At 34.7% G+C, this 21,451-nt stretch carries 21 protein-coding genes and 1 pseudogene; 9 read left to right on the forward strand and 13 right to left on the reverse strand.

Going from position 1 to position 21,451, the window contains the following annotated elements; all coding sequences use genetic code 11:
• Window positions 1-316: 316 nt before the first annotated feature.
• The 3 genes from BG04_RS03460 to BG04_RS03470 all read right to left on the reverse strand — a co-directional run bounded on the left by BG04_RS03460 (window position 317) and on the right by BG04_RS03470 (window position 4,082).
• Window positions 317-2,002 carry an MFS transporter gene (locus tag BG04_RS03460; protein WP_034649832.1) on the reverse strand — a complete coding sequence of 562 codons (1,686 nt, stop codon included), beginning with the start codon at window positions 2,000-2,002 and terminating at the stop codon, window positions 317-319.
• A gap of 135 nt (window positions 2,003-2,137) precedes the next feature.
• Complete coding sequence (locus tag BG04_RS03465) at window positions 2,138-2,770, reverse strand: TetR/AcrR family transcriptional regulator (RefSeq protein WP_034649830.1); 633 nt, start codon at window positions 2,768-2,770, stop codon at window positions 2,138-2,140.
• A gap of 496 nt (window positions 2,771-3,266) precedes the next feature.
• The gene (locus tag BG04_RS03470) at window positions 3,267-4,082 is read right to left on the reverse strand and encodes a DUF2935 domain-containing protein (RefSeq protein WP_013084377.1); all 816 of its coding nucleotides are present in this window, start codon (window positions 4,080-4,082) and stop codon (window positions 3,267-3,269) included.
• Window positions 4,083-4,246: 164 nt separating this feature from the next.
• Here BG04_RS03470 and BG04_RS03475 point away from each other — a divergent pair, with 164 nt between their 5' ends.
• Entirely contained in the window at window positions 4,247-4,726 is a 480-nt protein-coding gene (locus BG04_RS03475; protein ID WP_016766325.1) for a hypothetical protein, read from the forward strand.
• 271 nt (window positions 4,727-4,997) lie between these two features.
• Here BG04_RS03475 and BG04_RS03480 read toward each other — a convergent pair whose 3' ends face one another.
• Complete coding sequence (locus tag BG04_RS03480) at window positions 4,998-5,231, reverse strand: hypothetical protein (protein ID WP_034649827.1); 234 nt, start codon at window positions 5,229-5,231, stop codon at window positions 4,998-5,000.
• Between the two features lie 218 nt (window positions 5,232-5,449).
• Between BG04_RS03480 and BG04_RS30865 the strand changes: the two genes are divergently transcribed.
• The 4 genes from BG04_RS30865 (at window position 5,450) to bioC (ending at window position 8,635) form a co-directional block, all read left to right on the forward strand.
• Window positions 5,450-5,587 (forward strand): hypothetical protein, encoded by a 138-nt coding sequence (locus tag BG04_RS30865; protein WP_013084380.1) that lies wholly within the window; start codon window positions 5,450-5,452, stop codon window positions 5,585-5,587.
• A 309-nt stretch (window positions 5,588-5,896) separates the two neighbouring features.
• Window positions 5,897-7,075, forward strand: coding sequence for an 8-amino-7-oxononanoate synthase (gene bioF / locus BG04_RS03485; RefSeq protein WP_016766327.1), 1,179 nt, complete (start codon window positions 5,897-5,899; stop codon window positions 7,073-7,075).
• A complete protein-coding gene (locus tag BG04_RS03490; RefSeq protein WP_034649823.1) occupies window positions 7,072-7,818 on the forward strand; it encodes an alpha/beta fold hydrolase in 747 nt (248 codons plus the stop codon). The genes bioF and BG04_RS03490 overlap by 4 nt, the downstream gene beginning before the upstream one ends.
• Window positions 7,811-8,635, forward strand: coding sequence for a malonyl-ACP O-methyltransferase BioC (gene bioC, locus BG04_RS03495; protein WP_034649821.1), 825 nt, complete (start codon window positions 7,811-7,813; stop codon window positions 8,633-8,635). Before BG04_RS03490 ends, bioC begins: the two co-directional genes overlap by 8 nt.
• Window positions 8,636-8,743: 108 nt before the next feature.
• Here the strand turns inward: bioC and BG04_RS31745 are convergent, their stop codons facing one another.
• The 4 genes and pseudogenes from BG04_RS31745 to BG04_RS03510 all read right to left on the reverse strand — a co-directional run bounded on the left by BG04_RS31745 (window position 8,744) and on the right by BG04_RS03510 (window position 12,909).
• Window positions 8,744-9,226, reverse strand: a complete 483-nt coding sequence (locus BG04_RS31745) for a PTS sugar transporter subunit IIA (protein WP_053215331.1) — start codon at window positions 9,224-9,226, stop codon at window positions 8,744-8,746.
• A gap of 78 nt (window positions 9,227-9,304) precedes the next feature.
• A pseudogene (locus BG04_RS03500) lies at window positions 9,305-10,696 on the reverse strand (PTS transporter subunit EIIC); the annotation flags it as partial.
• A 32-nt stretch (window positions 10,697-10,728) separates the two neighbouring features.
• Window positions 10,729-11,619 (reverse strand): N-acetylmuramic acid 6-phosphate etherase, encoded by an 891-nt coding sequence (gene murQ, locus BG04_RS03505; protein WP_013084385.1) that lies wholly within the window; start codon window positions 11,617-11,619, stop codon window positions 10,729-10,731.
• Between the two features lie 447 nt (window positions 11,620-12,066).
• Window positions 12,067-12,909, reverse strand: coding sequence for a TrmB family transcriptional regulator (locus BG04_RS03510; protein ID WP_034649819.1), 843 nt, complete (start codon window positions 12,907-12,909; stop codon window positions 12,067-12,069).
• Between the two features lie 157 nt (window positions 12,910-13,066).
• Between BG04_RS03510 and BG04_RS03515 the strand changes: the two genes are divergently transcribed.
• The 3 genes from BG04_RS03515 (at window position 13,067) to BG04_RS03525 (ending at window position 16,664) form a co-directional block, all read left to right on the forward strand.
• On the forward strand, window positions 13,067-14,014 hold the full coding sequence (locus BG04_RS03515) for a DMT family transporter (protein ID WP_034649816.1): 948 nt from the start codon (window positions 13,067-13,069) through the stop codon (window positions 14,012-14,014).
• A 649-nt stretch (window positions 14,015-14,663) separates the two neighbouring features.
• Window positions 14,664-15,437: an alpha/beta fold hydrolase gene (locus BG04_RS03520; protein ID WP_034649813.1), complete on the forward strand. Its 774-nt coding sequence runs from the start codon at window positions 14,664-14,666 to the stop codon at window positions 15,435-15,437.
• 426 nt (window positions 15,438-15,863) lie between these two features.
• Complete coding sequence (locus BG04_RS03525) at window positions 15,864-16,664, forward strand: DUF2935 domain-containing protein (protein WP_034649810.1); 801 nt, start codon at window positions 15,864-15,866, stop codon at window positions 16,662-16,664.
• Window positions 16,665-17,021: 357 nt separating this feature from the next.
• Here the strand turns inward: BG04_RS03525 and BG04_RS03530 are convergent, their stop codons facing one another.
• The 3 genes from BG04_RS03530 to BG04_RS03540 all read right to left on the reverse strand — a co-directional run bounded on the left by BG04_RS03530 (window position 17,022) and on the right by BG04_RS03540 (window position 19,402).
• Window positions 17,022-18,224 (reverse strand): iron-containing alcohol dehydrogenase, encoded by a 1,203-nt coding sequence (locus BG04_RS03530; protein WP_034649808.1) that lies wholly within the window; start codon window positions 18,222-18,224, stop codon window positions 17,022-17,024.
• 92 nt (window positions 18,225-18,316) lie between these two features.
• Window positions 18,317-18,826: a GNAT family N-acetyltransferase gene (locus BG04_RS03535; protein WP_034649805.1), complete on the reverse strand. Its 510-nt coding sequence runs from the start codon at window positions 18,824-18,826 to the stop codon at window positions 18,317-18,319.
• 327 nt (window positions 18,827-19,153) lie between these two features.
• Window positions 19,154-19,402 (reverse strand): hypothetical protein, encoded by a 249-nt coding sequence (locus tag BG04_RS03540; protein WP_230586518.1) that lies wholly within the window; start codon window positions 19,400-19,402, stop codon window positions 19,154-19,156.
• A gap of 685 nt (window positions 19,403-20,087) precedes the next feature.
• On the opposite strand from BG04_RS03540, the gene BG04_RS03545 reads away from it, so the two are divergent.
• On the forward strand, window positions 20,088-20,279 hold the full coding sequence (locus BG04_RS03545) for a hypothetical protein (RefSeq protein ID WP_016766338.1): 192 nt from the start codon (window positions 20,088-20,090) through the stop codon (window positions 20,277-20,279).
• Between the two features lie 399 nt (window positions 20,280-20,678).
• On the opposite strand, the gene BG04_RS30870 is transcribed toward BG04_RS03545, so the two are convergent.
• The gene (locus BG04_RS30870) at window positions 20,679-20,846 is read right to left on the reverse strand and encodes a hypothetical protein (RefSeq protein WP_165572880.1); all 168 of its coding nucleotides are present in this window, start codon (window positions 20,844-20,846) and stop codon (window positions 20,679-20,681) included.
• Window positions 20,847-21,042: 196 nt separating this feature from the next.
• Window positions 21,043-21,426 (reverse strand): hypothetical protein, encoded by a 384-nt coding sequence (locus tag BG04_RS03550; RefSeq protein WP_034649802.1) that lies wholly within the window; start codon window positions 21,424-21,426, stop codon window positions 21,043-21,045.
• Window positions 21,427-21,451: the final 25 nt, after the last annotated feature.

Raw genomic sequence — 21,451 nt, forward strand, 5'->3', positions numbered from 1 at the left:
ACATGCATTTAATATGCAGAGAGAAGCTCTCTGAGGAAATTATCTTTGAAACAAACAACTCGAATTCACATACTAAATATATCTAAATAAAAGGCTCTATTAAATTTTGGTATTGATATTAAGCGTAAAAACAGAACTCCCTATTTTATGAAAGTTCTGTTTTGTTTATTCGCTTACTATGTATATTTTCTGCGTCACAACGTAATTTATAAAAATCCACATATCTGTAAAGAGTACGTATAGAAATGAAAAGAGCAAACTCTCTTACACGTGAGTTTGCTCTTTCTGTTCTTTATTCAAATTTCTTCAGTTTAACTTATTGTCCTATATCCTTCATCCTTTTAAGAGCTTTTCTATATTCTTGATCTCTTATACGCAGCATTTTATCAGCAGAAGGTTTAGGCTGACCAAACTTTTTTAAAGCTGCTCTATACTCGCTGTCACCAATGACTCGATTCGAAACAGCCTCTTTAGGCGAACGCTCAAAAACGGGAGTATCTTTTTTAATGTGAACCTCTTCGGTACTCTGCTTTTCTTTATCATGCGGCTTATGAGCCAGCTTGTGGCCTTTACCTGTTAGGAACATCAAAAACGAAAGAATGAATACTACAATGCTTAATACACACGAAAACGTAGAAAATGTATGATAAGTAATGATTTCAGATTTTACATGTAGAGACTGAGTGAAATTTTCTTTACTAGCCACCTGGCTCTCTCCGCTTACCGTTGCAAAGTGACCTTTATACACCTTTGCAAAGACAATACTGCTGATTACAGGGATGACCGCAGATACTGTAACTCTTATAAATTGAACCGTGACCATCCGAGGGACTAAACTTGATAGTGGTCCGCCTAAAGCTGCACCCATAAGACCTGCAGCAACTGTGAAACCCACTCCTGCAATTAAAGCGGCAAAGCTACTAACAAAGAGAAAAGCTGAAGCATGACCGTCTAAATAAATCCATTGTATGTTCACTCCCATAATAATGACCGCTCCTATAATACCTAATACGCCCGATCCAACTTTATCATATAATACGGCACTTAATATGGCGGCAATTACTATTCCAGCAAAAAGCCCGATATAGATCAGTGAAGTGTCTCCTTTATCAAAACTAGATCTACTTTTAAGCAATCCTTGTAGAGATAAAAGAGTTAAACTCATACTAACATTGCCTATAACAGCGATCAGAATAGCGAGAGCTGGTTTTCGAGAAGCCACTAATCGAAAGGGAATTAAAGGATTTTTAATATGCCATTCTGCGGCGAATAAAAAGCATAGAAAAATGATGCTTCCCACTATGCCTATCCATACATAAGTAGATGTCCACCCTGATTTTTGGAGATTAAGTAATGTAAACGTAATAAATGCAGTAACCATAAACATTAATGCTACACCGATGATGTCAAATGGTTCATGATGCTTGTGCTGTTGCTTGGCATGATCATTTGTTAAAAATTTGTAGCTGAAGCATATTCCCAGTAAGGAAAGGACGGCCGCTATATAGAATAACCATCTCCAGTGTCCGTAGCTGTTCACTAACATTCCGAGAAAAATGCCCACAACGCTAGATCCATAAAATCCGCCGATAAGAATCAGTAATGCCAAGTTCCGTTTCTGAATCGGAAAAGAAAGAACCAGCATTGGAATCATCATCATAAGTGCTAAACCTGTTCCTGTTCCTTGTAAAAAACGACCAATGCCCATTCCTAAGAAGCTGTTAGAAGCAATGCTTACAATAGCTCCTATAAAAAACAGACACATCGAAAGAACATACGTCCTTCTCTCCCCTAACTTATGTCGAAGAATAGGTCCAAACGGAATACAAAATGCAAAGCTCATAACCCCTATTAAAACCGGTGTTATCGAAATATAAGATTGATTATTAAACGTTTGTTGGAGAATTTCACGTATAGAATTTAATGAAGTGTTTAACATTAAACCAGGACCAATAGCTAAAACTGCCAGTAAGGAAATCCCCCAATGTTTTTCTATTTTCATACTACAATTCCTTTCTGCCTTTCATGATTGTAAAAAACTAAAAATGCGGCGTTCATGTTTCTTCAAACCATCACGGTAGCTATGATAAAGAAGAAAGATATTTATCCGCATTTGAACAAACTAAAAAATAAAGCTTCAGTAAGGAAGCTTTATTTTATTTTCTAAACCCGCCACTCGAATTGGCCCTAAAAGTGTTAGGCTGGTTAATTTATCAGCCATAAATGCAGGGCTAAATTTCATATCACTTTCTAACCAAGAACAAATGACACCTATATGAGCTGATGTGATATAGCTAATCAGAATATCTTCAGGGATATCAAGTCCATCCTCTGCTTCTCCAATTGAAGAGATCAGCTCTCCATACACTCTTTTCTTTACAATTTCCGTCATATGACTTCTAAATTGAGGCAACCCTCGATCACTTAGCATAACTTTAAAATAATCGGAATGGTCATAGATGAATTCAAAAAGCTTTAAGAAAGAAACGGATTCATCATTTTCTTCTACTGCTGCGGGATCCTCATTATTTTGTTTAGGCTTTACTTTCTCTATTAGCTCTTCTAGAACTTCATTCATACTCTGCATGAGAAAGTCTTGCTTATCTTGGTAATGCAAATAAAAGGTTCCCCGCGTTAATTCCGCTTTTTCCGTAATTTCTTGAATCGTAATGGATGTAACGTCTTTCTCTTTAAGAAGTTCGACTAAAGCGTCTCTTAAGTATTTATTTGTTCTTTTTATCCTAGGATCTACTTTTGTTTTTTTAGACATCGTTCGTCTCCTTGTATAACTTTTATTAAATATATGATTGTAACTTGCATAGTTGCAGTCATTGAGAACTTTTCTGATGATTGACTATTTAAACTATCCTGTATCATCAATGTACATTCTATACACGATGTAAACTAATGAACATTATGTATATTAAGTTTTACAAAGTATAACCAATCTGTCAATATCGAAAATTGGTTAAGAACAAATCTTTTGATCGTTATATATGGATTGCGTGAACTTGAGAGTGAAATCTTTTGTATGAAAGAAAAAGAACTGAAGGTTGTAACCAGTGATGTAAGATCTGCTTAGCTTTTATATAGCAAATTAATAAAATACAAACCACATCTTCTTTGTTTTCAGTAATTAATTCTTCTCGAGAAAGGTCTACCTTCTAAGGTAGACCTTTCTTTTTTATATCCATATAAATAACGCATACAGAAGTACAATATAATATAGAAACGAATCTAGATTCTATGAAATGGTTTACCTTATCTTAAAGATAAGAAATTCTTCGTAATGAGCATTGGTTGGCTTCTTGCTGCAATTCCGGAGCATAGTAACTCAATTTTTTAATAAAATAACAAGTCTCAGGAAAATGATGTATCAGAAACCTTAACGTCTCCTTATTTAATAGCTTGTTCTCCTTGTACTTTTCAGTCATAGCATAAACAAACTGGCTCATCTCAATAGTTGTTTTCCCCACTTCTAAAGCAAATTCTGTTTGTCTTGCAAAACCTGGCTGCTTAAACCGCAAATAACCTTTTAAATGATGATTCTGTACAATGAATGCCTGAAATTTCCCGATATATAAATCTGCTTGTTTAGATATCATAATCTCAATCGGATCAAGCAGGTTTTTAAACAAAACAGCATGTCCAAGCTGATCTTCGAGCCATAAATCCATTAATTCGACTAAGCTAAGGGGAACCGGCTCCTTTCCTTTTACTAGATAAGATAAAAATCTTAAATATTCCTGATTTTCACTTAACGTACCATTAAGATAGGTTGGAGATAAGTTTAGATTCACTGCGTTTTCAATTCGAAGAGCCTGAAGAGACCCTTCAAAATCAAAATATCCTTTGGTAATTGGCCAGGCCTTTCTCGAGAATTCTATTAATGCAGGATCGTTGTGCATAACATCAGGGGATAAATAGTTCAGTTGTTTTAGCAAGTCATCAAACAAATGAATATATTGCTTAGCTGTTCGGACGTATTCGACTTCCTTCACCGATAAGTGATCTCGTACAAAATAAGCATGGTCCTGAATTATTTCTAACCAAAATAAATGTTCCTCCCATAATGAAATCATTACTAGCTCTCCCTTCGGTTTCCTTACTACTACATGTTTATTAGAAGCTTTAGAAGAAATGAACCAAAGTAATAAAAAACAGGATCTCTTATTTCATCACATAAACACTCATAAAAAAGGGAATATATATACATATCCATATTTTTAAAAAGGGAGAATATCAGTTGAAGAAAAAAGATAAATTGCTAATCATTTTAATGACGATTTTACCTTGGCTTAGTATTCCGTTTATTGGTAAAAAAGCGCTAAAAAGATTCCTTCCAGGGAGTCTTTTTATGAGTTTGTATCTTATTGCCGAAGGCAGGTTTGCAGAGAAGAAAAAATGGTGGTGGTTTCCGTACTCAATCAAGCCGAATGTTCTAGCAGAATTACCATTAATATTTGGCCCCTTTTTAGTTGGAGCTTTGTGGATATTAAAATATACTTACGGAAAGTTCAACTTATATCTTTTAGTAAATATACTTATTGATTCTTTTTTTACTTACTTCGGACTAAAATGGTTAAAAAAAATAGGGTACGTCTCTTTAGCCCGGTTGACTAGATTTCAATTATCCATTGTTTTTTTAATAAAAACGTTTGTGCTGTATGGGTTTCAGATTGTTTATGAAAAGTGTTGCCACCTATCAAAGAATTCGTCTTTATAAATTTTGCAGTCTAGGATAAAAAAACAAAACAAAATGTCTATAAATGGGAGTATATTAAAGAAGAACATTAATGAAATAGATACTAATTGCTAAGTGGAATTATGATTTTTTAGATACTATGTAGTTGTAGTTACCTCAGGAAGCTAATGAATCCTATGTCTTAAGGCTTAAAAAGAGTGAAAATAAGGTTAAATAAAAAAAAGAAGTCACCTTTTGGTAACTTCTTTTTTTACTATGCATATGTGATTAAAACAAATAACATATAAGTGTTTTATTTTTCACTATCTTCCTCAGCAGGTTTTCGTTTATGTTTCTCACTAATAATTTTTTTGTGCAGTATCCTTACCTCATCCACCATCAGCAGCCTCATATCTTTTACAATATATTTTGCTAATTCTTCATCAGAGATATCATCACCCTCAATATCGAGACGAAATTCCTGCCCTTGTATTCCACCGCCATTAGTAAAATCGACTTCAAAGTCAAAAATGACTCTTTTATCCATGTCTAATCCACCTTACTTTATTTTAATTACCTAATATATATTCGGTTTATGAAAACAAATTCCCGATCTAACTATCTAAGGAAGCATATTGTCTGATAAGTCCTGATAAAAGAACTTTTAAGTTCTAGAATGTTATTTAAAAAGGACAATGGGTTGAATAAGCTCCGCTCTATTAACTCATCTTAACAGTGTAACTATATTTGAAGGGAGATTTAAAAATGAGTCAGAAACGCGATAAAGGCAATAGTCAAAAAGGCAAATCAACTAGCAATACGGTAGATCCAGTAATCGCAGCAGAAGACGTGGAAAAAGCAATTTTTCCAACTAACAAGCCTCCTGGCAATGCAAAACCTTAAATAAAAATTAGAGCTGTATTATTAGCTGCCTATTTGGCAGCTTTTTCATTAAGAAAAGAAGTTAATTAATAAATACGAGTAGTGAACAAAGTATTGATTTTTCAGGTTTTATTTGAGTACTGAAGTAAGGTTGCACGTCTACTCATGAGATTAAAAAATGAACTGTAGGAAGCTATGTGGCGACAATTATCTAGTATCTCCTCTTTAAACTATTTTATCTTGACACTGTTCTAAAGGCGTGATTAGATATAATTGTTAACTTTAAATATAATTAAGTTAACATATATTTATTTCGGTGGTGAAAGTGTATTGAATTGGGAAGAAGATATTAAGAGAGAACTTGCCTATTTAGATGAGATTTTTCAAAAACGGCACCTTGTTACTACAGAATTTGCTGAACAACCATGGCTTACAGTCAATGGCCATAGGATGTTAAACCTTGCCTCTAATAACTATTTAGGCTACGCAGGAGATAAGGGGCTGAAGAAAGCAATGAGTGATGCTGTGATGACATATGGAATAGGAGCAACGGCTTCACGCTTAATAGTAGGAAATCACTCTCTTTATGAGAAAGCAGAACGAGCACTTGTTAATTGGAAGAAAGCTGAGGCAGGACTTATTATCAATAGTGGTTATAATGCAAACCTAGGAATCATCTCAGCCTTGGTTCCGCGTAATGGCTTCATCTTCAGCGATAAGTTAAATCATGCAAGTATCATTGATGGGGCCCTGCTGAGCCGTGCAAAGCTGCAACGCTATCGCCATAACGATATGAACCACCTAGAAAATTTATTAAAAAAAGTTCCCTTAGAGTCACGGAAGTTAATTGTAACAGATACTGTTTTCAGCATGGATGGTGACTTCGCCAAGCTCAAGGAGCTTGTTAAATTGAAAGAGCAGTATAACGCCCTACTAATGGTTGATGAGGCTCACGCAAGCGGTATATACGGGAAAAATGGTGAAGGATATACGCATTTTCTTGATCTGCAAGATAAAATTGATATTCAAATGGGAACGTTTAGTAAAGCGCTAGGGTCATTTGGAGCTTATGTTACTGGAAAACAGTGGCTCATAGCTTATTTAAAAAATAAAATGCGAGGATTCATTTATTCAACTGCTCTTCCCCCTGCTATACTCGGTGCAATAACGGCTGCGATTAAAAAGGTACAACAAGACATAGAGCGTCGCACACTTCTTCAAGAAAATGCATTATTTTTTAGAAGAGCACTTACATACGAAGGATTTAACACATGCAAAAGTCAGTCTCAAATCATTCCAATTTTAACGGGAGGAAACAAAAGAACAATGCAGTTTGCAGAGCGTTTACAGAAAGAAGGAATTGCTGCTATTGCAGTTAGGCCCCCTACTGTTCCTGAAAACAAAGCAAGAATTCGTTTTACTGTAACAGCAGATCATACTCGAGAAGATTTAGATTGGGCCATAAAAAAAGTTTCTCTAATTGGAAAAGAAATGAGTGTGATTCAATGAAACAATCCACTATTATAATATTTCCTGGATGGGGAATGGAAAAAGCAGCGTTTCACCCAATCAGAAAATCATTGTCTACTATATGTAACGTTTTATGTACAGACTGGAGAGGTGTAAAAGAACTAAGTGACTTTAGAGAGCGAGCAATCCAATTGCTTACTTCCACTCAAGGTACTGTTTATTTAATGGGTTGGTCATTAGGTTCCCTTGTAACGCTTGAACTTGCAAGTTTATACCCTAACAAGATAGAAGGACTCATATTGATTGGCGGAACTAGTCGCTTTACAAATGACGTGCATAATACATTTGGATGGGAGCAACGCATCGTTGAACGTATGAAAAAACAGCTACAGCGTAATAAAGAAAAAACCCTCACTTCATTTTATAACGCTATGTTCACTAAATCTGAAAAAGAAGAGAAGTTTCATCATCAATTTATTGAATTTGCTCAGCGTAATTATAAGGGAGACAGTACGCACTCCCTCCTTACAGGGCTGGATTATTTACTTCAAAAAGATGTTAGAATGCAACTCGATCAAATTCAAACTCCTTGTTTGTTGATCCATGGAAGAGATGATCAAATATGTTTACCTGAATCTTCTTCTTTCATAGCTGAAAGAATTGGTGGAAAAGCTCAGCTGTGTATCCTAGAAAAAGCTGGCCATATTCCTTTTTTTACAAAGCCTCAGCACTGTACGCAACTTATAGAAAAATTTCTCGAAAAGGAGCTCATTTATGATTAATAAGCAACTTTTAAAGAAAAGGTTCAATAATCATGCTAAAACTTATGATGCTTATGCCGATGTACAAAAAAATATGGCAAATCAGTTAATAGATCAATTTTCTACCAATTTCTTTAGACAGGAAATAACGATTCTTGAAATTGGCTGCGGTACGGGTTATTTAACACAATTATTGTGCAAAAAATTTCCTAAGGCTGCTATTACAGCAGTTGATTTGTCATCAGGAATGATTGAGTTAGCAAAGAAAAAAGTAACGGAAGATCGAGTTTCATTCATATGCGGAGATATCGAGGAACTAAGTATAGAAAGGCAGTATGACCTTATTATTTCGAATGCAACATTTCAGTGGTTTAATAGTCTCCATACGACAATCAAAAAATTGTATAAACAACTTAAGCCTGCAGGCAGCCTGCTATTTTCAACCTTTGGTAATGGTACATTTCAAGAGCTTCATTCATGCTACAGTCATGCGAAACAAAAGCTTGGTCTTTTCAGTAACAGTTCACCTGGTCAATCGTTTTTTTCTCTTGAAGAGTTGTCTCAAATTTGTGAACAAGCATTAGTTCCATTGAGAGAGCATCCATTTAAACTATCAAAAATGGAGAAACTAGAGGTTCAATACTTTCCGACCGTTCAGGCATTTTTTACATCAATAAAAAAAATTGGAGCAAGTAACAGTAACGAGGAAAACTACTGTCAGCGTCCTTCATTTTTTCGTCAGTTAATCAATTTATATGAAAATAATCATCGTGACGAAAATGGCGTAAAAGTAACCTATCATTGCTTAATGTTTAATATTACAAAAACGAACCAATAGCCAATCCAGCCCTGGTTACTCTCTAGAAGTGATGAATTTCCACCCGTAAAAAAGGGTACTCTTCTATTTAGAAAAGTACCCTTAAATAATCAATTAGATTTAATTAACTTACTGTTTTTTAGAAACTAACTCAATAATATTTGTTATACCTTGCTCATTGTACCCTGTTTTTAATAACTGTATTTGATTATGTTCAGATAAATTTGTAAAAATGATTGGTGTAACAAGTGATTTAGCACTTTGTTTAATGTAGTTTAGGTCTATTTTTAAAAGCGGGGTTCCTTGTTTAACCTTTTCTCCCTCTTTAATTAGACATGTAAATCCTTTCCCATTTAAGTTCACTGTTTCTAACCCTACGTGAATTAATAACTCTAGACCTTGATCTGTTTTTAGACCTATGGCATGTTTTGTAGGAAAGATGCTAACAACCTCCCCATTGATAGGAGAAACAAGAGTATTATTAGTTGGTTCGATGGCAAAACCGTCTCCCATCATCTTTGAAGAAAAAACGGCATCAGGAACTTCTTCTAGAGGCACAATATATCCGTCAAACGGAAGGTTGAATGCGCTTCCTAAAGTTGTATCGTTCATTTCTTTTTTCTCACCTGTTGCAGCAACTTCAGTTTTTGTCTTCGCTTCAGGTACTTCTTTGTTATTAGAGCCTTCTGTAATAGCCTCTTTTGGTATGCCAAATAAATATGTGCAGATGAACCCTCCAGCATATCCTGCAAGTAAGCCGATGATATATTTCAGCCATAAACCATGAGCAATTAATGGAATTAAAGCTAGGCCAGATGGACCGATAGCAATGGAACCAACATTTCCGAACATTCCAATTACAGCTCCTCCAATTCCTCCACCGATACAAGCAGTAATGAACGGGCGTCCTAATGGAAGAATAACTCCATAAATAAGTGGTTCTCCAATACCTAATATTCCGACAGGAAGAGCCCCTTTAATAATGGTAACAAGTGATTTATTTTTACGACAACGAACCCAAAGTGCTAAAGTTGCACCTACTTGTCCAGCACCAGACATTGCAAGAATCGGAAGCAAGATGGTCATACCGGCTGTGTTAATCATTTCAATATGAATAGGGATTAATACTTGATGCAGACCTAGCATCACCAATGGTAAAAATGCTACTCCTAGTACAAAACCTGCAAAAACCCCTCCACGTTCAAGTGTCCAATCTATTCCACCAATTAAATTACTAGAAATGAGACCTGCAAAAGGCATAATAAAGAAAATCGTTAACAATCCGACAATCAGAAGAGCAATTGTTGGCGTTACAATAATATCGATTGCATCGGGAATAAACCTACGTAAGAATTTTTCTAAAAATGAGAGTAACCATACAGCAATCAAAACCCCAATAACCCCGCCTTGCCCAGCAGTTAGAGGCTGATCAGTAAAGATATTCATAATAGGAAATTCTTCTGTAACTCCCGTTAAAAGGGTGATACCCCCGATAACTCCACCTAGGGCTGGAGTAGCTCCAAACTCTTTTGCTGCGTTAATACCTACATAAATAACTAAATAGCTGAAGATTGCATTTTTAATTACATTAAGAATCGTCACGTATTGTTGCCAAGTATCTTTATCAAGATCTCCCGCGGTTATGCTATTGGCTAAAATAGAGGCAATACCAGCTATTAAACCTGCACCTACGAATGCTGGGATTAAAGGTATGAAAATGCTTCCAACTTTTCGTAAAAAATTTTTGAATGGCGTATTGTTTTTCTTTTTTAGCTCAGACTTCATATCTGTACCTTTTGAAGTCAAATCTTCAGATGAAGGAGCTGCAGAATCTTCTTGAAGTACAATACCAAATTGTTCAGCAACTTTCGTAACTACTCCTGGTCCTAGGATAATTTGATACGTATCATCATTGACAACTCCTACCACTCCTTTCACTTGTTTTATACTTGCTTCATCGATTCTATTATGATCCACTGGAGTGACACGGAGTCTTGTCATACAGTGTGTATAATTCGCTATATTAGAACTGCCTCCAAGAGCTTGAAGCAGTTCTTTAGCTGTTTGATGATGTTTACTCATAGTTGTTTCCATCTCCCTTATAGTTTCGCTACTTAATTCACGATCGCTTGACGGATAAATCCTTGTGTTTGTTCTAAGCGATGTAAAGATTCCTCATATGAAAGGCCTGTCAAAATCATGACTATAGCAAGCTTAGAATTACAATTTGCTTTTGCTAAGTACTCTTCTGCCGTATCATACGTGCATGAAGTTGCTTCCATCACAATTCGTTTTGCGCGTTCTACGAGCTTTTCATTCGTCAGCTGAACGTCTACCATTAGATTTCCATACACTTTTCCGATACCTACCATGGAAGCTGTCGAAAGCATGTTACAAACCAATTTTTGTGCTGTTCCAGCTTTTAAACGAGTCGAACCTGTTAATACTTCAGGACCATTTATTACTTCAATTGCAATGTTTGCTACCTTTCCAATATCAGAACCTTTATTGCAACTAACAGCTACTGTCTGAGCTTCAATTGAGTTCGCATATTCTAATGCTCCAATGACATAAGGTGTACGACCACTTGCTGCAATCCCCACAACGATGTCCGCCTTAGTAAGTCGAATGTTTTGTAAGTCTTCCATGCCTAACTCTTTACTATCTTCTGCTCCTTCTACTGCTTTAATAAAGGCTTTTTCTCCGCCGGCAATTAAACCTATTACTTCATCTGGACTTGTACCAAATGTAGGCGGACACTCAACAGCATCAAGCAAGCCGATGCGTCCACTGGTTCCTGCACCTATATAAATAAGGCGCCCCCCTTGTTTCTTAGCTTCTATAATAGCTTCTACAGCTTTTGCAATAGAAGGAAGTTCTTTTTTTATCGCACTCGCAACTTTTTCATCTTCTTCATTCATGGTTGTAAGAAAATCAAAAATGGACATTTCATCCAGATTCATTGTTTTTTCATTACGAGTCTCAGTAGTTAAATGTTCAAGCATTTCTTATCATCCTATCTTTGTTTTTGTTTGAAATCGTTCTCAAGTACAGAATAACGTGTTTGAAATTTAATTTCAACAATTATTTTAAAATGTTAAAATTTAATTTCAAAAACTATAGTAATATGTGACTTTTAACAAACATCATATGACTAAATCTTAGTAAATAAGACAACTTTCGCTGTATAAAGATCAAGCATTTCTTATACCAATACTGACTCCTTGCCTACTGTAGGAAGGATTCTTTTTTACATACGTTCCTAAATAGGCCATTATGGTAACTAAAGATGTATACGATACATCGCTTAAAAACAGAAAAACCACTGACCTCAATCAGTGGTTTTTCTGTTTATTAAAAAGTAGTCAAATAATGCTTCATCCATCTTGAGTAGTTATCCAAAAATCATATGATAAGTAATTTTATTATTAGTATATATGCATTAATACTGGCTATTTAATCAAACCTAATTTTGCTGCTACGCTATAACCTGATGAGTTAAATTTAAATCGATTACGAAGTTCAATAAGGTTCGGTCCAAAGCTTGACTCTAAGATCTCTCGATGTTTTTTCATCATTTCATAGATATACAAGTCGTGAATGATTACTTCTGTAATTGGCATAACTAATCCTGGATGCATCGTCCAGGCAGCACGGCTGTCCTTACCAAGTGATAGTATACCTGCAACTACCTCTCGATCATCAGCGCTTAGAACAATCCATCGTCCCCCATATTCATTGGTTATTTCTTCGCTTGCATCATGCTGATGAACCTGCGCAAAATCAAATACTAAATCTCCATAAGACACAATTAAAATTTCTACGCCTCTTTTGGCTGCTGCTTGTAATTCTTCTTTTAATTCCTGGGCATCTTCTGACCATATTTCCAATAGAATACGCCCTGTAGCTTCTTTTATAGCTTCCTTTGTGCGATTTAATATAGGCTCATACCCTGTAATGTTCCAAATATTTTCTCTGTTTAAAGATACATAAGAATAATTTTCGAGAGCTTCCTCAGCTACTTCCAACGAGGATTCAGCTTTACGTTTTTTCAAGTTGATTAATTCATTAGGAGGTAACGGTGTGTACAGAGCAGGATTTTCATGACTGACCATGATTTCTCCTCGATCTACTAGTCCTCCCAATACTTCATAAATTTTAGATCTGGGCACTCCAGAATTTAATGAAATAGCATACCCTGAAAGAGGAGATTTTTCTAGTAAAGCTAAATATGCTTTTGCCTCATATTCAGTAAAATTAACATCTTTCAAAATTTTTATTATATCTAGTGTCATGATTGGTCCTCCTTGATAATACCGGGATAGAGTCAATAATTTCAAACTAAGTATACCATTAGTGCCCTTGACAGTTGGGTTTAAAAATTATAATTTAATTTTAGTTGCTACAAAAGTAGCTACCTAATAGTTTCTAATACTGCTTGGAGGTGTACTAATGGATACAATGATAGCGAAACAACAAGAAAGCTTAAAAATAAGAAAGGTTAGAAGAGGAAATGGTTTATACATAAGTGCTTCCGTAATAGCCGTCCTTTTATGGAGTACATCGTTTGTGGGGACAAAAATAGCCTATACCTCTTTTCCACCCCTTACATTAGGAGCAGCTCGTTTTGTTATAGCTGCTGTTATTTTAGGACTTATTCTCTTAATCAGGAAAGATAAAACAAAGCCTTCATTCAAGGATATAGGATTAATGTCTATAAGCGGTGTACTAGGCACTACCCTTTATTTTTCTCTGGAGAACATAGGAGTTGAACTAACAACAGCATCCAATGCCGCTATTATTGTAGCGTCGTATCCTGCTATAACGGTTTTAATGGAATTTCTCTTTTTTAGAAAAAAGACATCATGGGTAAAGGCCATAGGGATTGGAGTAGCGATGATAGGTGTATATCAAATATCCTATAGTCCTGAAACTCAGACAGATGATAAACAATTAATTGGTAATATTATATTAATTGCGGCAGGTTTTATTTTTGCTCTCTATAATTTCACAACTCGTAAAGTTGTCAAAAAATATTCCATGATTACGATCTCTTTTTATCAAACTTTGGCGGGAGCTATTACCTTTATTCCATTAGCCTTTATAGAGAAGTCAAGTTGGCAAACACCAGATATAAGATCATTTCTAACCTTATTGTACCTAGGCGTTTTCTGCTCGGTTATCGCTTTTTTATTATATAATTTTGGATTACGCAAATTATCTTCTAGTTCTGCGATGACGTTAATGAATCTTGTTCCTATTTTCGGTGTGTTATTTTCTGTTCTGCTTCTTAATGAAGTGGTAGGCATAAACCAATTTATTGGTGGAATCATTGTCCTTTTAGGTGTAGTTTTGAGTATGAGAGAACCGAGTAAAAAGCATGTTTTAGAAAACAAGTAAAAAATATGCACTATGTACACAAAAGATTCCTGATTAAGCACCAGAAGCTTTTCTTTATATATATAAGTTATCAATAGCTTGCACAAACTAAAAAAGACGCTATGATAGAGTCAATTACGACTACAATTCAATGAATGGGAGAAGACCACCTCTTTTGACTGGTAAGAGGTGGTCTTTTTCTATTTTTAAACTGTATATAATATATAGATTTAGTTAGGGTACTCACACTTATACGAAATAAGCCAACAAATACACTTAACATGAATAAAGTATGAAAACTTGATCAAACTATGGAATAAATGGAGAGATGTTCATTCTCAATTTCTCATTATGTAGTATAAGCAACCTATAAAAAGAGCTTCCCTTCGGCAGACCGGGGAAGTTTTTCTCTTTATATGATATATTTCATACATTTTTAGTCATCACCATTCACGTTACTAGAATTCTTATTAGCAAGAATACAGGACTTTTTTATAGTGAACGTAGTTTCTTCATAATAAATAATAAAAATTTTGTTGATCTCAAACGGTCGAGAATCAACAAGGGACTATATTGAATTAACTGTAAGATAGTAAAGGATTATATCTTTTGTAAATTAGATTAGACTTAACTAAAAAGTACTCATCAACTGATTTTGGAGTGAAAAATAATGGCTTTTATTGAAACAAACACTAATCACTATTTGTATTATGAAGAGTATGGACAAGGCACCCCTGTCATCTTTATTCATCCCCCTGGACTTGGCTATAAAGTATTCCAATATCAACACGAGTTATCCAAACATATGAGAGTCATCTTTCCAGATTTAAGTGGTCATGGAAGAAGCTCAAAACCTAAACAGCCTGTATCAATTTCTTTTTATGCAAACGAGTTAGTACGTTTTATGGATTCGCTGCATCTAGACAAGGTGATTATATGTGGTTACTCTGCTGGTTGTCTAATTGCTCAAGAGCTAGCTATTCATTATCGCCATCGAATTGAATTATTAATACTTTCAGGAGCTTATCCTATAGTAAGAGATGTACCTGGACGGCTATTACATAAAACAGGAATGTATATGGTAAAAGAACATCCGAATATACTAACAACAAGCCTTGCTATAAGTCATACTCGAGACAAAACATTAAGAAAGAATCTAGTTAGTTACATGAGGAAATCAGACCAGGAATCCTGGTATCAGTATTATAATCATTCATTACACTATAACTGTGTAGACAAGCTTCATCGCTTAACGATGCCTTTATTGTTTATATATGGTGGAAAAAAGGATTGGACTGCTCACTATATGAAAGAGTATAAAAATAAGTGTAAGCATGCTGAATTCTTTGTTTTACCCAATCAAGGTCACCAACTGCCTACCAAACAGTGGACTCAGTTTAATGAGTTAATTACAGGATTTGTCTTAAATAGATCTCATTTATAAAACAAAGCGAAAAGCCCTTTCTTTAAGTGTTTTTTAACTATTATAAAATACATAACAAACAGAAAAAACTACTGAGCTTAATCAGCGGTTCTTCTGTTTGTTGAAAGGTAGTTATAGTGGTAATCGTTCGTCTAGAGTAATTTGCTTAAAAGATTATAAATTAGAAAGCCTACTGATACGAAATGAATCAGTAGGCTTTTCCTTTAGCGTGTTGTCCACTTGAAGCAATGGGATTAGAGAATCTCTTTCTACTTTACTCTTATAATCGGAAATGAAAAATGAAATATAACTGTTTTTTATAAAATGTAGTTTGGTTTTGATAAAACATTTACCTTAAATGTGCTAGATTTTCTCTTATATATTAATATAAATAAGTTTTCTTTAATATGTATTGGAAAGTGACTATCTTATTAAAGGAGGAAAACAATGAATAGTAGCTTTACTCAAAATGCAATTTTTGAACATACATTTTGGATGCAAATTTTGAAAGACCATTCCCAATTTATCTTAGATGCCTTGGCTGAAAAAGAGCAAGAAGAAATCCAGGCGGCTAAAACTTTCATCCAAACTTTTAATAGTTTGTTAGAAGAAGTTAAAGCAGACCATAACAACCTAGAAAGCATTACAATGAAAGCTAAAGCTCAAACAATAGCACTCAAAGAATTTAAACTTTCCTTATTAAGAAAGCATTTAACAACTGACTTCACGATTCACCTTACACCTACTTTTCTAAACCATATGGTCAATGAGCTGGATGAGTATTTATTAATTCTTAGTTACTTAGAACAACAACAAATTCCACCCATCTTTCATGAGCTTCACCATCATTTGTTATGGATATTAGATGCTGCGGGACATGCTGGAGCTATTTCCGATAGTCTTGATGCAGTAGAAAAGCAACTAAAACAAAAGAGTATGCAATTTTCTACCCATTTTGAACATTTTTATCTGAAGGCTGTAGAATTAACTGGTTATTTAAGAACGAACCTTGAATCCTTTCCAGCATTAAAGAGAATGAACAAAGACGTCAAGTTAGAAATAGAGTTATTTCAAGTATTTCTTCATGAGATCGAAGAATTAGAACTATCGAACGAAATGCTTAGTACATTTTCTGCTTTAATGGCTGATCATATGATGAGGGAAGAATGCTACTATTTAACTAAGTTAGCACAATCAACCAATACTGCAAAACCACCTTGTGACCCTACGTCATCTCATTACAAATAGGTGCCAATTTTACCCTTTATATTTGTGAACGATTTAAACGGAGAAATATATCCGATTTTATAAGAAAAGCTATCCCTTTGATTATTTTACAAAAAGGATAGCTTTGAAATGCTTGACGATGGTTTGAGCATCTGCCACGTGCACTTATTAAAAAGTTAGTATGTATTATTATCCTGATTTCTGGAGTACTTTTACTGATTAACACACAAAGAAGTGAAAGATATAAAAGAAGAATATAAACCATTAAGAGAGCGATGATTAAAAAGCACCTAAAAAGAATCCTTTGCTGATTATAAACTGGCTCCCAATTGTTAGACACAGCCTGACAATTGGGAGCCAGTATTTAATCTTTATCTTTTAATTTAAGCTCTCTACTTCAGAATTCCAATTTCTATCTACATGGTTAAAATAGGCTTGTTCAAGAATTTGCATATAATCAGCCTCGGTAATTAAACGGACGTTACTTGACGATGAGTTGTTTTCCATGGCCAACCTTACAATACTCGGAAAGTCTTCTTTCTTTACACCCGCTAAATCTTTTAATTTAGGAATGTTTAATAATTCTGTTAAGTCTATAATTCCTTGAATTAATTTTCCAACAGCTACTTCGTCTGAATCTGAATCTTTAGCAAAGCTCATATACCTTGCTAATTTTGCGTGCAGCTGCTTATTCTCCGTAGAATTAAATCGTAATACGTATGGTAAAAATACTGCGTTAGCAACTCCATGCGGGGTATCATAAAGTCCTCCAAGCGCTTCTGCTAGGCAGTGTACTGAGGCAACATCTGCAGATCCAAAACAAAGGCCAGCTAAGAGACTTCCTTCCAGCATATCTTGACGAGCCGCTTCATTTTTACCATCGCGGAAAACGATAGGCAATGCCGAAACAATGGTTCTCATTGCTTGAGCCCCAAGCGCTTGTGAAATAGGATTTGTGACTTTACAGGTATAGCCTTCAATCGCATGAACTAATGCATCAATGCCAGTCGCAGCCGTAACAGAAGGAGGAAGACTTAATGTTAGTTCAGCATCAAGAATCGCCAAGACAGGCCTTAATGTACTATGTTTGAGCGTCATCTTTCGGTGTGTAGCTGCTTCCGTGATAACGGCAGAACGAGTAACCTCTGAGCCTGTACCTGAAGTAGTTGGAATACAAATAACTGGTGCAATGTTTGAATACAGAAGTCGACCGTCTGCATAGTCAGATGGTTCCCCGCCGTTTGGGCCGCACAGTGCGATAGCTTTTCCTGTGTCCATTGCACTTCCGCCACCAATGGCAACAACTGCATCTGCACCAAATTCACAAAATAATTTAGCACCTGCCAAACAATTTGTATCTCGAGGGTTCTGTTCAATTGAATCAAATACCGACACTCGATAACCAGAAGCCTCCAAGGCAGTTACAATTGGTGAAACTAATCCCGCACGAACTACACCAGGGTCACTAACGACTAAAATTGATGAACCAATATTTAAAGATGTTAGCATGTCTGGTAATTCTTTAGCTTTGCCCATCCCTACCTCGATTTGAGTAGAACAAAAATAGTTATAGGATTTCATTTCTATCTCTCCCTTTGTCTAAAATTAAATGCCTATCTTAAGAAGTACTAGCTTTTTAATTTCATAATAGCAAATGAATTTTAAAAATAAGCTTACTTATTCCATTCCGAAGCTAGTATACCCATAAAATATGTATCTACGTACTTCCCATCCACATAAGCATGATTTCTTAATTTCCCTTCGGTGACAAAACCAATTTTTTCATATAGTGCAATGGCCTGTTTGTTGATTCCTCTTGTAGTTAAATAGATTTTATTTAGACGAAGCTGTTTAAATCCTAAATCAATCATTTGCTCCATAGCCATTCGACCGTACCCGTGACCTCTAGATTCTGAAGATAGGAGAATTCCTATACTAGCTCTTCCATGTCCGTAGTCTATATCCTTCAGAAATACCCATCCAACTAATTCTTGTTCATCGCTTTCAATTCCTAAAATTAAATCGCTGTTCAATCTTTTCTTTTCTACTTCTTGTACTACTTCTTCATAAGTTAAAGGTGTTCTGCCTATCATTCGTATTGCCCGTTCATCATTTAACCATTTATGTAAGTATTGAATGTGAGTTGTTTCAAATGGGGTAAGGTGTATTCTTTTTGTACTCATTGATTTATCTACTCCTTCTAAAAAGTTAACCACAAACTATAATTCATTCCATACTTGATTCAATAAATATCGCTAGCGAAAGCAAATATACATTTCTGATTACAATATACTTAACAGTCAAATTGAAATAAGTAGATACATAATTGAATGAAACCATTAATCTGTTTAAATAGAACACTTTTGTATGTAATTCTGGAATCAATAAAAAAACCCTCTCTTACATTTTACGTATACTTAATCTTTGTCTTTAATTAGGGTTAATTTATCGGTTTGAGATATTAAATCAATTATCTTATTTCCTTTTTCATAATAAGTAGAGGCCCCTTCTCAGTTCCTTTCCTTCCACCCTTTTGATTTAATTACTAATTTATATCCTGACGGGATGCCGTTTTCTTCAGAAGCTTTAGACCAATCATATATGTTTACACGTTCTTTTCCTTTTACTAGCTTTGCATTTTTAGGGACAGGAAAACTGAAAAATTTATTAGATGGGATATAGGCAAAGAATGTAACAAAATAAAAAATCGCTGCTCCCATTAGTAGAATTGCTAAAACAGTCGTCACGGCTTTTTTCAACTTATTGCCTTTCTTTCAATGACATTTTTACAATGAGATGGATCTTATTGCATTAAGATTCCTTTAGTTTTAGATTTAAGCACCTTTTTGTACATTCGTCCTATATAGCTTTTTCCAACAGGAATAAAGAATACATTCGCTAATTATAAAGAGAAGAACGCTTATAAACGTAGTCGCTAAAAACTCAAAGATGTTAAGAATAGACATAGCGTGTCCCCACCACCAATATCTAAAATCCGTTCCGAACAAAACGAAATGAATAAAAAGAGAAATTGCCTGAACTTCTCCTACTGATCTATAAGAATTTATAATAAGTATTTTTTAAGTAAAGAAACTAATTATGAAAGATAGAATAATGAATACAGAATAAAGAGAACCAGCCAATAAGGCTTCCTGTGGGGAATGCATGGTAACCTCCTTTCATATTGATTATTTTACCATTAATTATAATTAAAGGAAGTTAACTTTTTAAGGATTTGCACCTTAAAAAATATTTAAATAGAAAAAGAATCCTTTTGTAGCATCGTTGACACATTTTTTCTCAAAAAAAAAGGATTAATTTTCCTCCAATCTAAAGTTCTTACTTCTGACAACCCCCACTACCTCAATCCGATGTAATATGAAGAAGGATTTTTACTTTTTAAGATAGAATAGTTTCTTAAAGAGTGATAAAGGAGTTGATTTCATGTCTAAACAAATAAAAGATAGAAAAGAAATAAAGCTTTTGGATTCTCAAATTTATTTATGTGATGAAATTAGAAAGTTGTTGAAGAAAAAAGAAAAAAGAAGTCTAGCCTTTGAACAAGAGTATACAGAACATGATATATTACACATTGCTTTAAACAGGTTAATGAGTGAGTTAATCTCTAGACATTAAAAACGTCACCTATCATTTTTGATATTTTTCGAGATAGATAAGTTTCATATAAATAATAGACAGAATATTTCATTAATATCTTTACTTTGTAAACGCTTTCGTTTATACTAAGTATAGGTTGGATGGCATGAGTGGCTGTCATAGTATTTAGCGTAGGCGGGGCTGATACGAGGGAACAGGACATAGAAGAAATGTCCTTTTTTGTTTGGGCAACATTTCTTAGAAACTAGGAAATGTTATAAAATACTTTCAAACGCTTTTTTTACTTAGTGTGCCCTATCCAGTCTGGAAATTGAAAAAGACCACCTCTTCCCAGTTACAAGAGGTAGTATTTTTTAAAATTGAATTAACAGTAGTCGTTAGATAATACTTTATTGCATCTTAAGTAAGTTGCTTAATTTAAGAAACAGTATTTATAGACAACATATTCACCGCTTTTTCTAAGAGTAAAATATCTTCTTCAACCATTCTTTTCATATCATCGAGATCAAGTTGAATATATTCTTCTTTTAAACGTTCTAATTCCCTGACGAACAGGGATCCCGTATAGTACCTATAATTTGTCACTAAGATTTATCCCCTTTGTATGCTCTTAATAGATGTAATTCCCCTTTATTTAGATTAACAACCGATAAAAGCAAGATTTATAAAAAAAATCCTTCCCTGGTGTAGGCAAAGGATTTTTAACTTTATTGGAATAAGGAGAATAGGTTATTAATGTGGTTAGATTTTCAGTTTCATATACATACAACGTTTTATCGTTCTACTTTGATGTTAAATCAAATTTATCTTCTTTCCCATTCCATTTTATTGTCACATGAAAAGGAGCGTTGCTGCTTTGAGTCGCGCATCCGCTGCAGCTCCCATTTAAATTAATTTCCCCTTCTGTCTCGTCATCCGTACCTGACAATGTGCTTGTTTCCCCTTCTACAACATAAGAAACTTTTCCTACTTTCTCCTTGTCTTTTCCTTTATAGATGATACTGCCTTGCCCGTTTTGAGTATTCTCTCCTTTATTTAAAAGATATAAAGCTTTCCAATGATCTCCTTCACCTTCGAAACGCACACTTTCTTCCTTGCTACCACAGCTGCTCAATACTAATAAAAGAATAGACATGAATCCTAAAAACAACAAATTTCTTCTCAATTTTGAATCCTCCTACACGGTAAAA

It is taken from the genome of Priestia megaterium NBRC 15308 = ATCC 14581, assembly GCF_000832985.1.
Lineage (GTDB): Bacteria > Bacillota > Bacilli > Bacillales > Bacillaceae_H > Priestia > Priestia megaterium.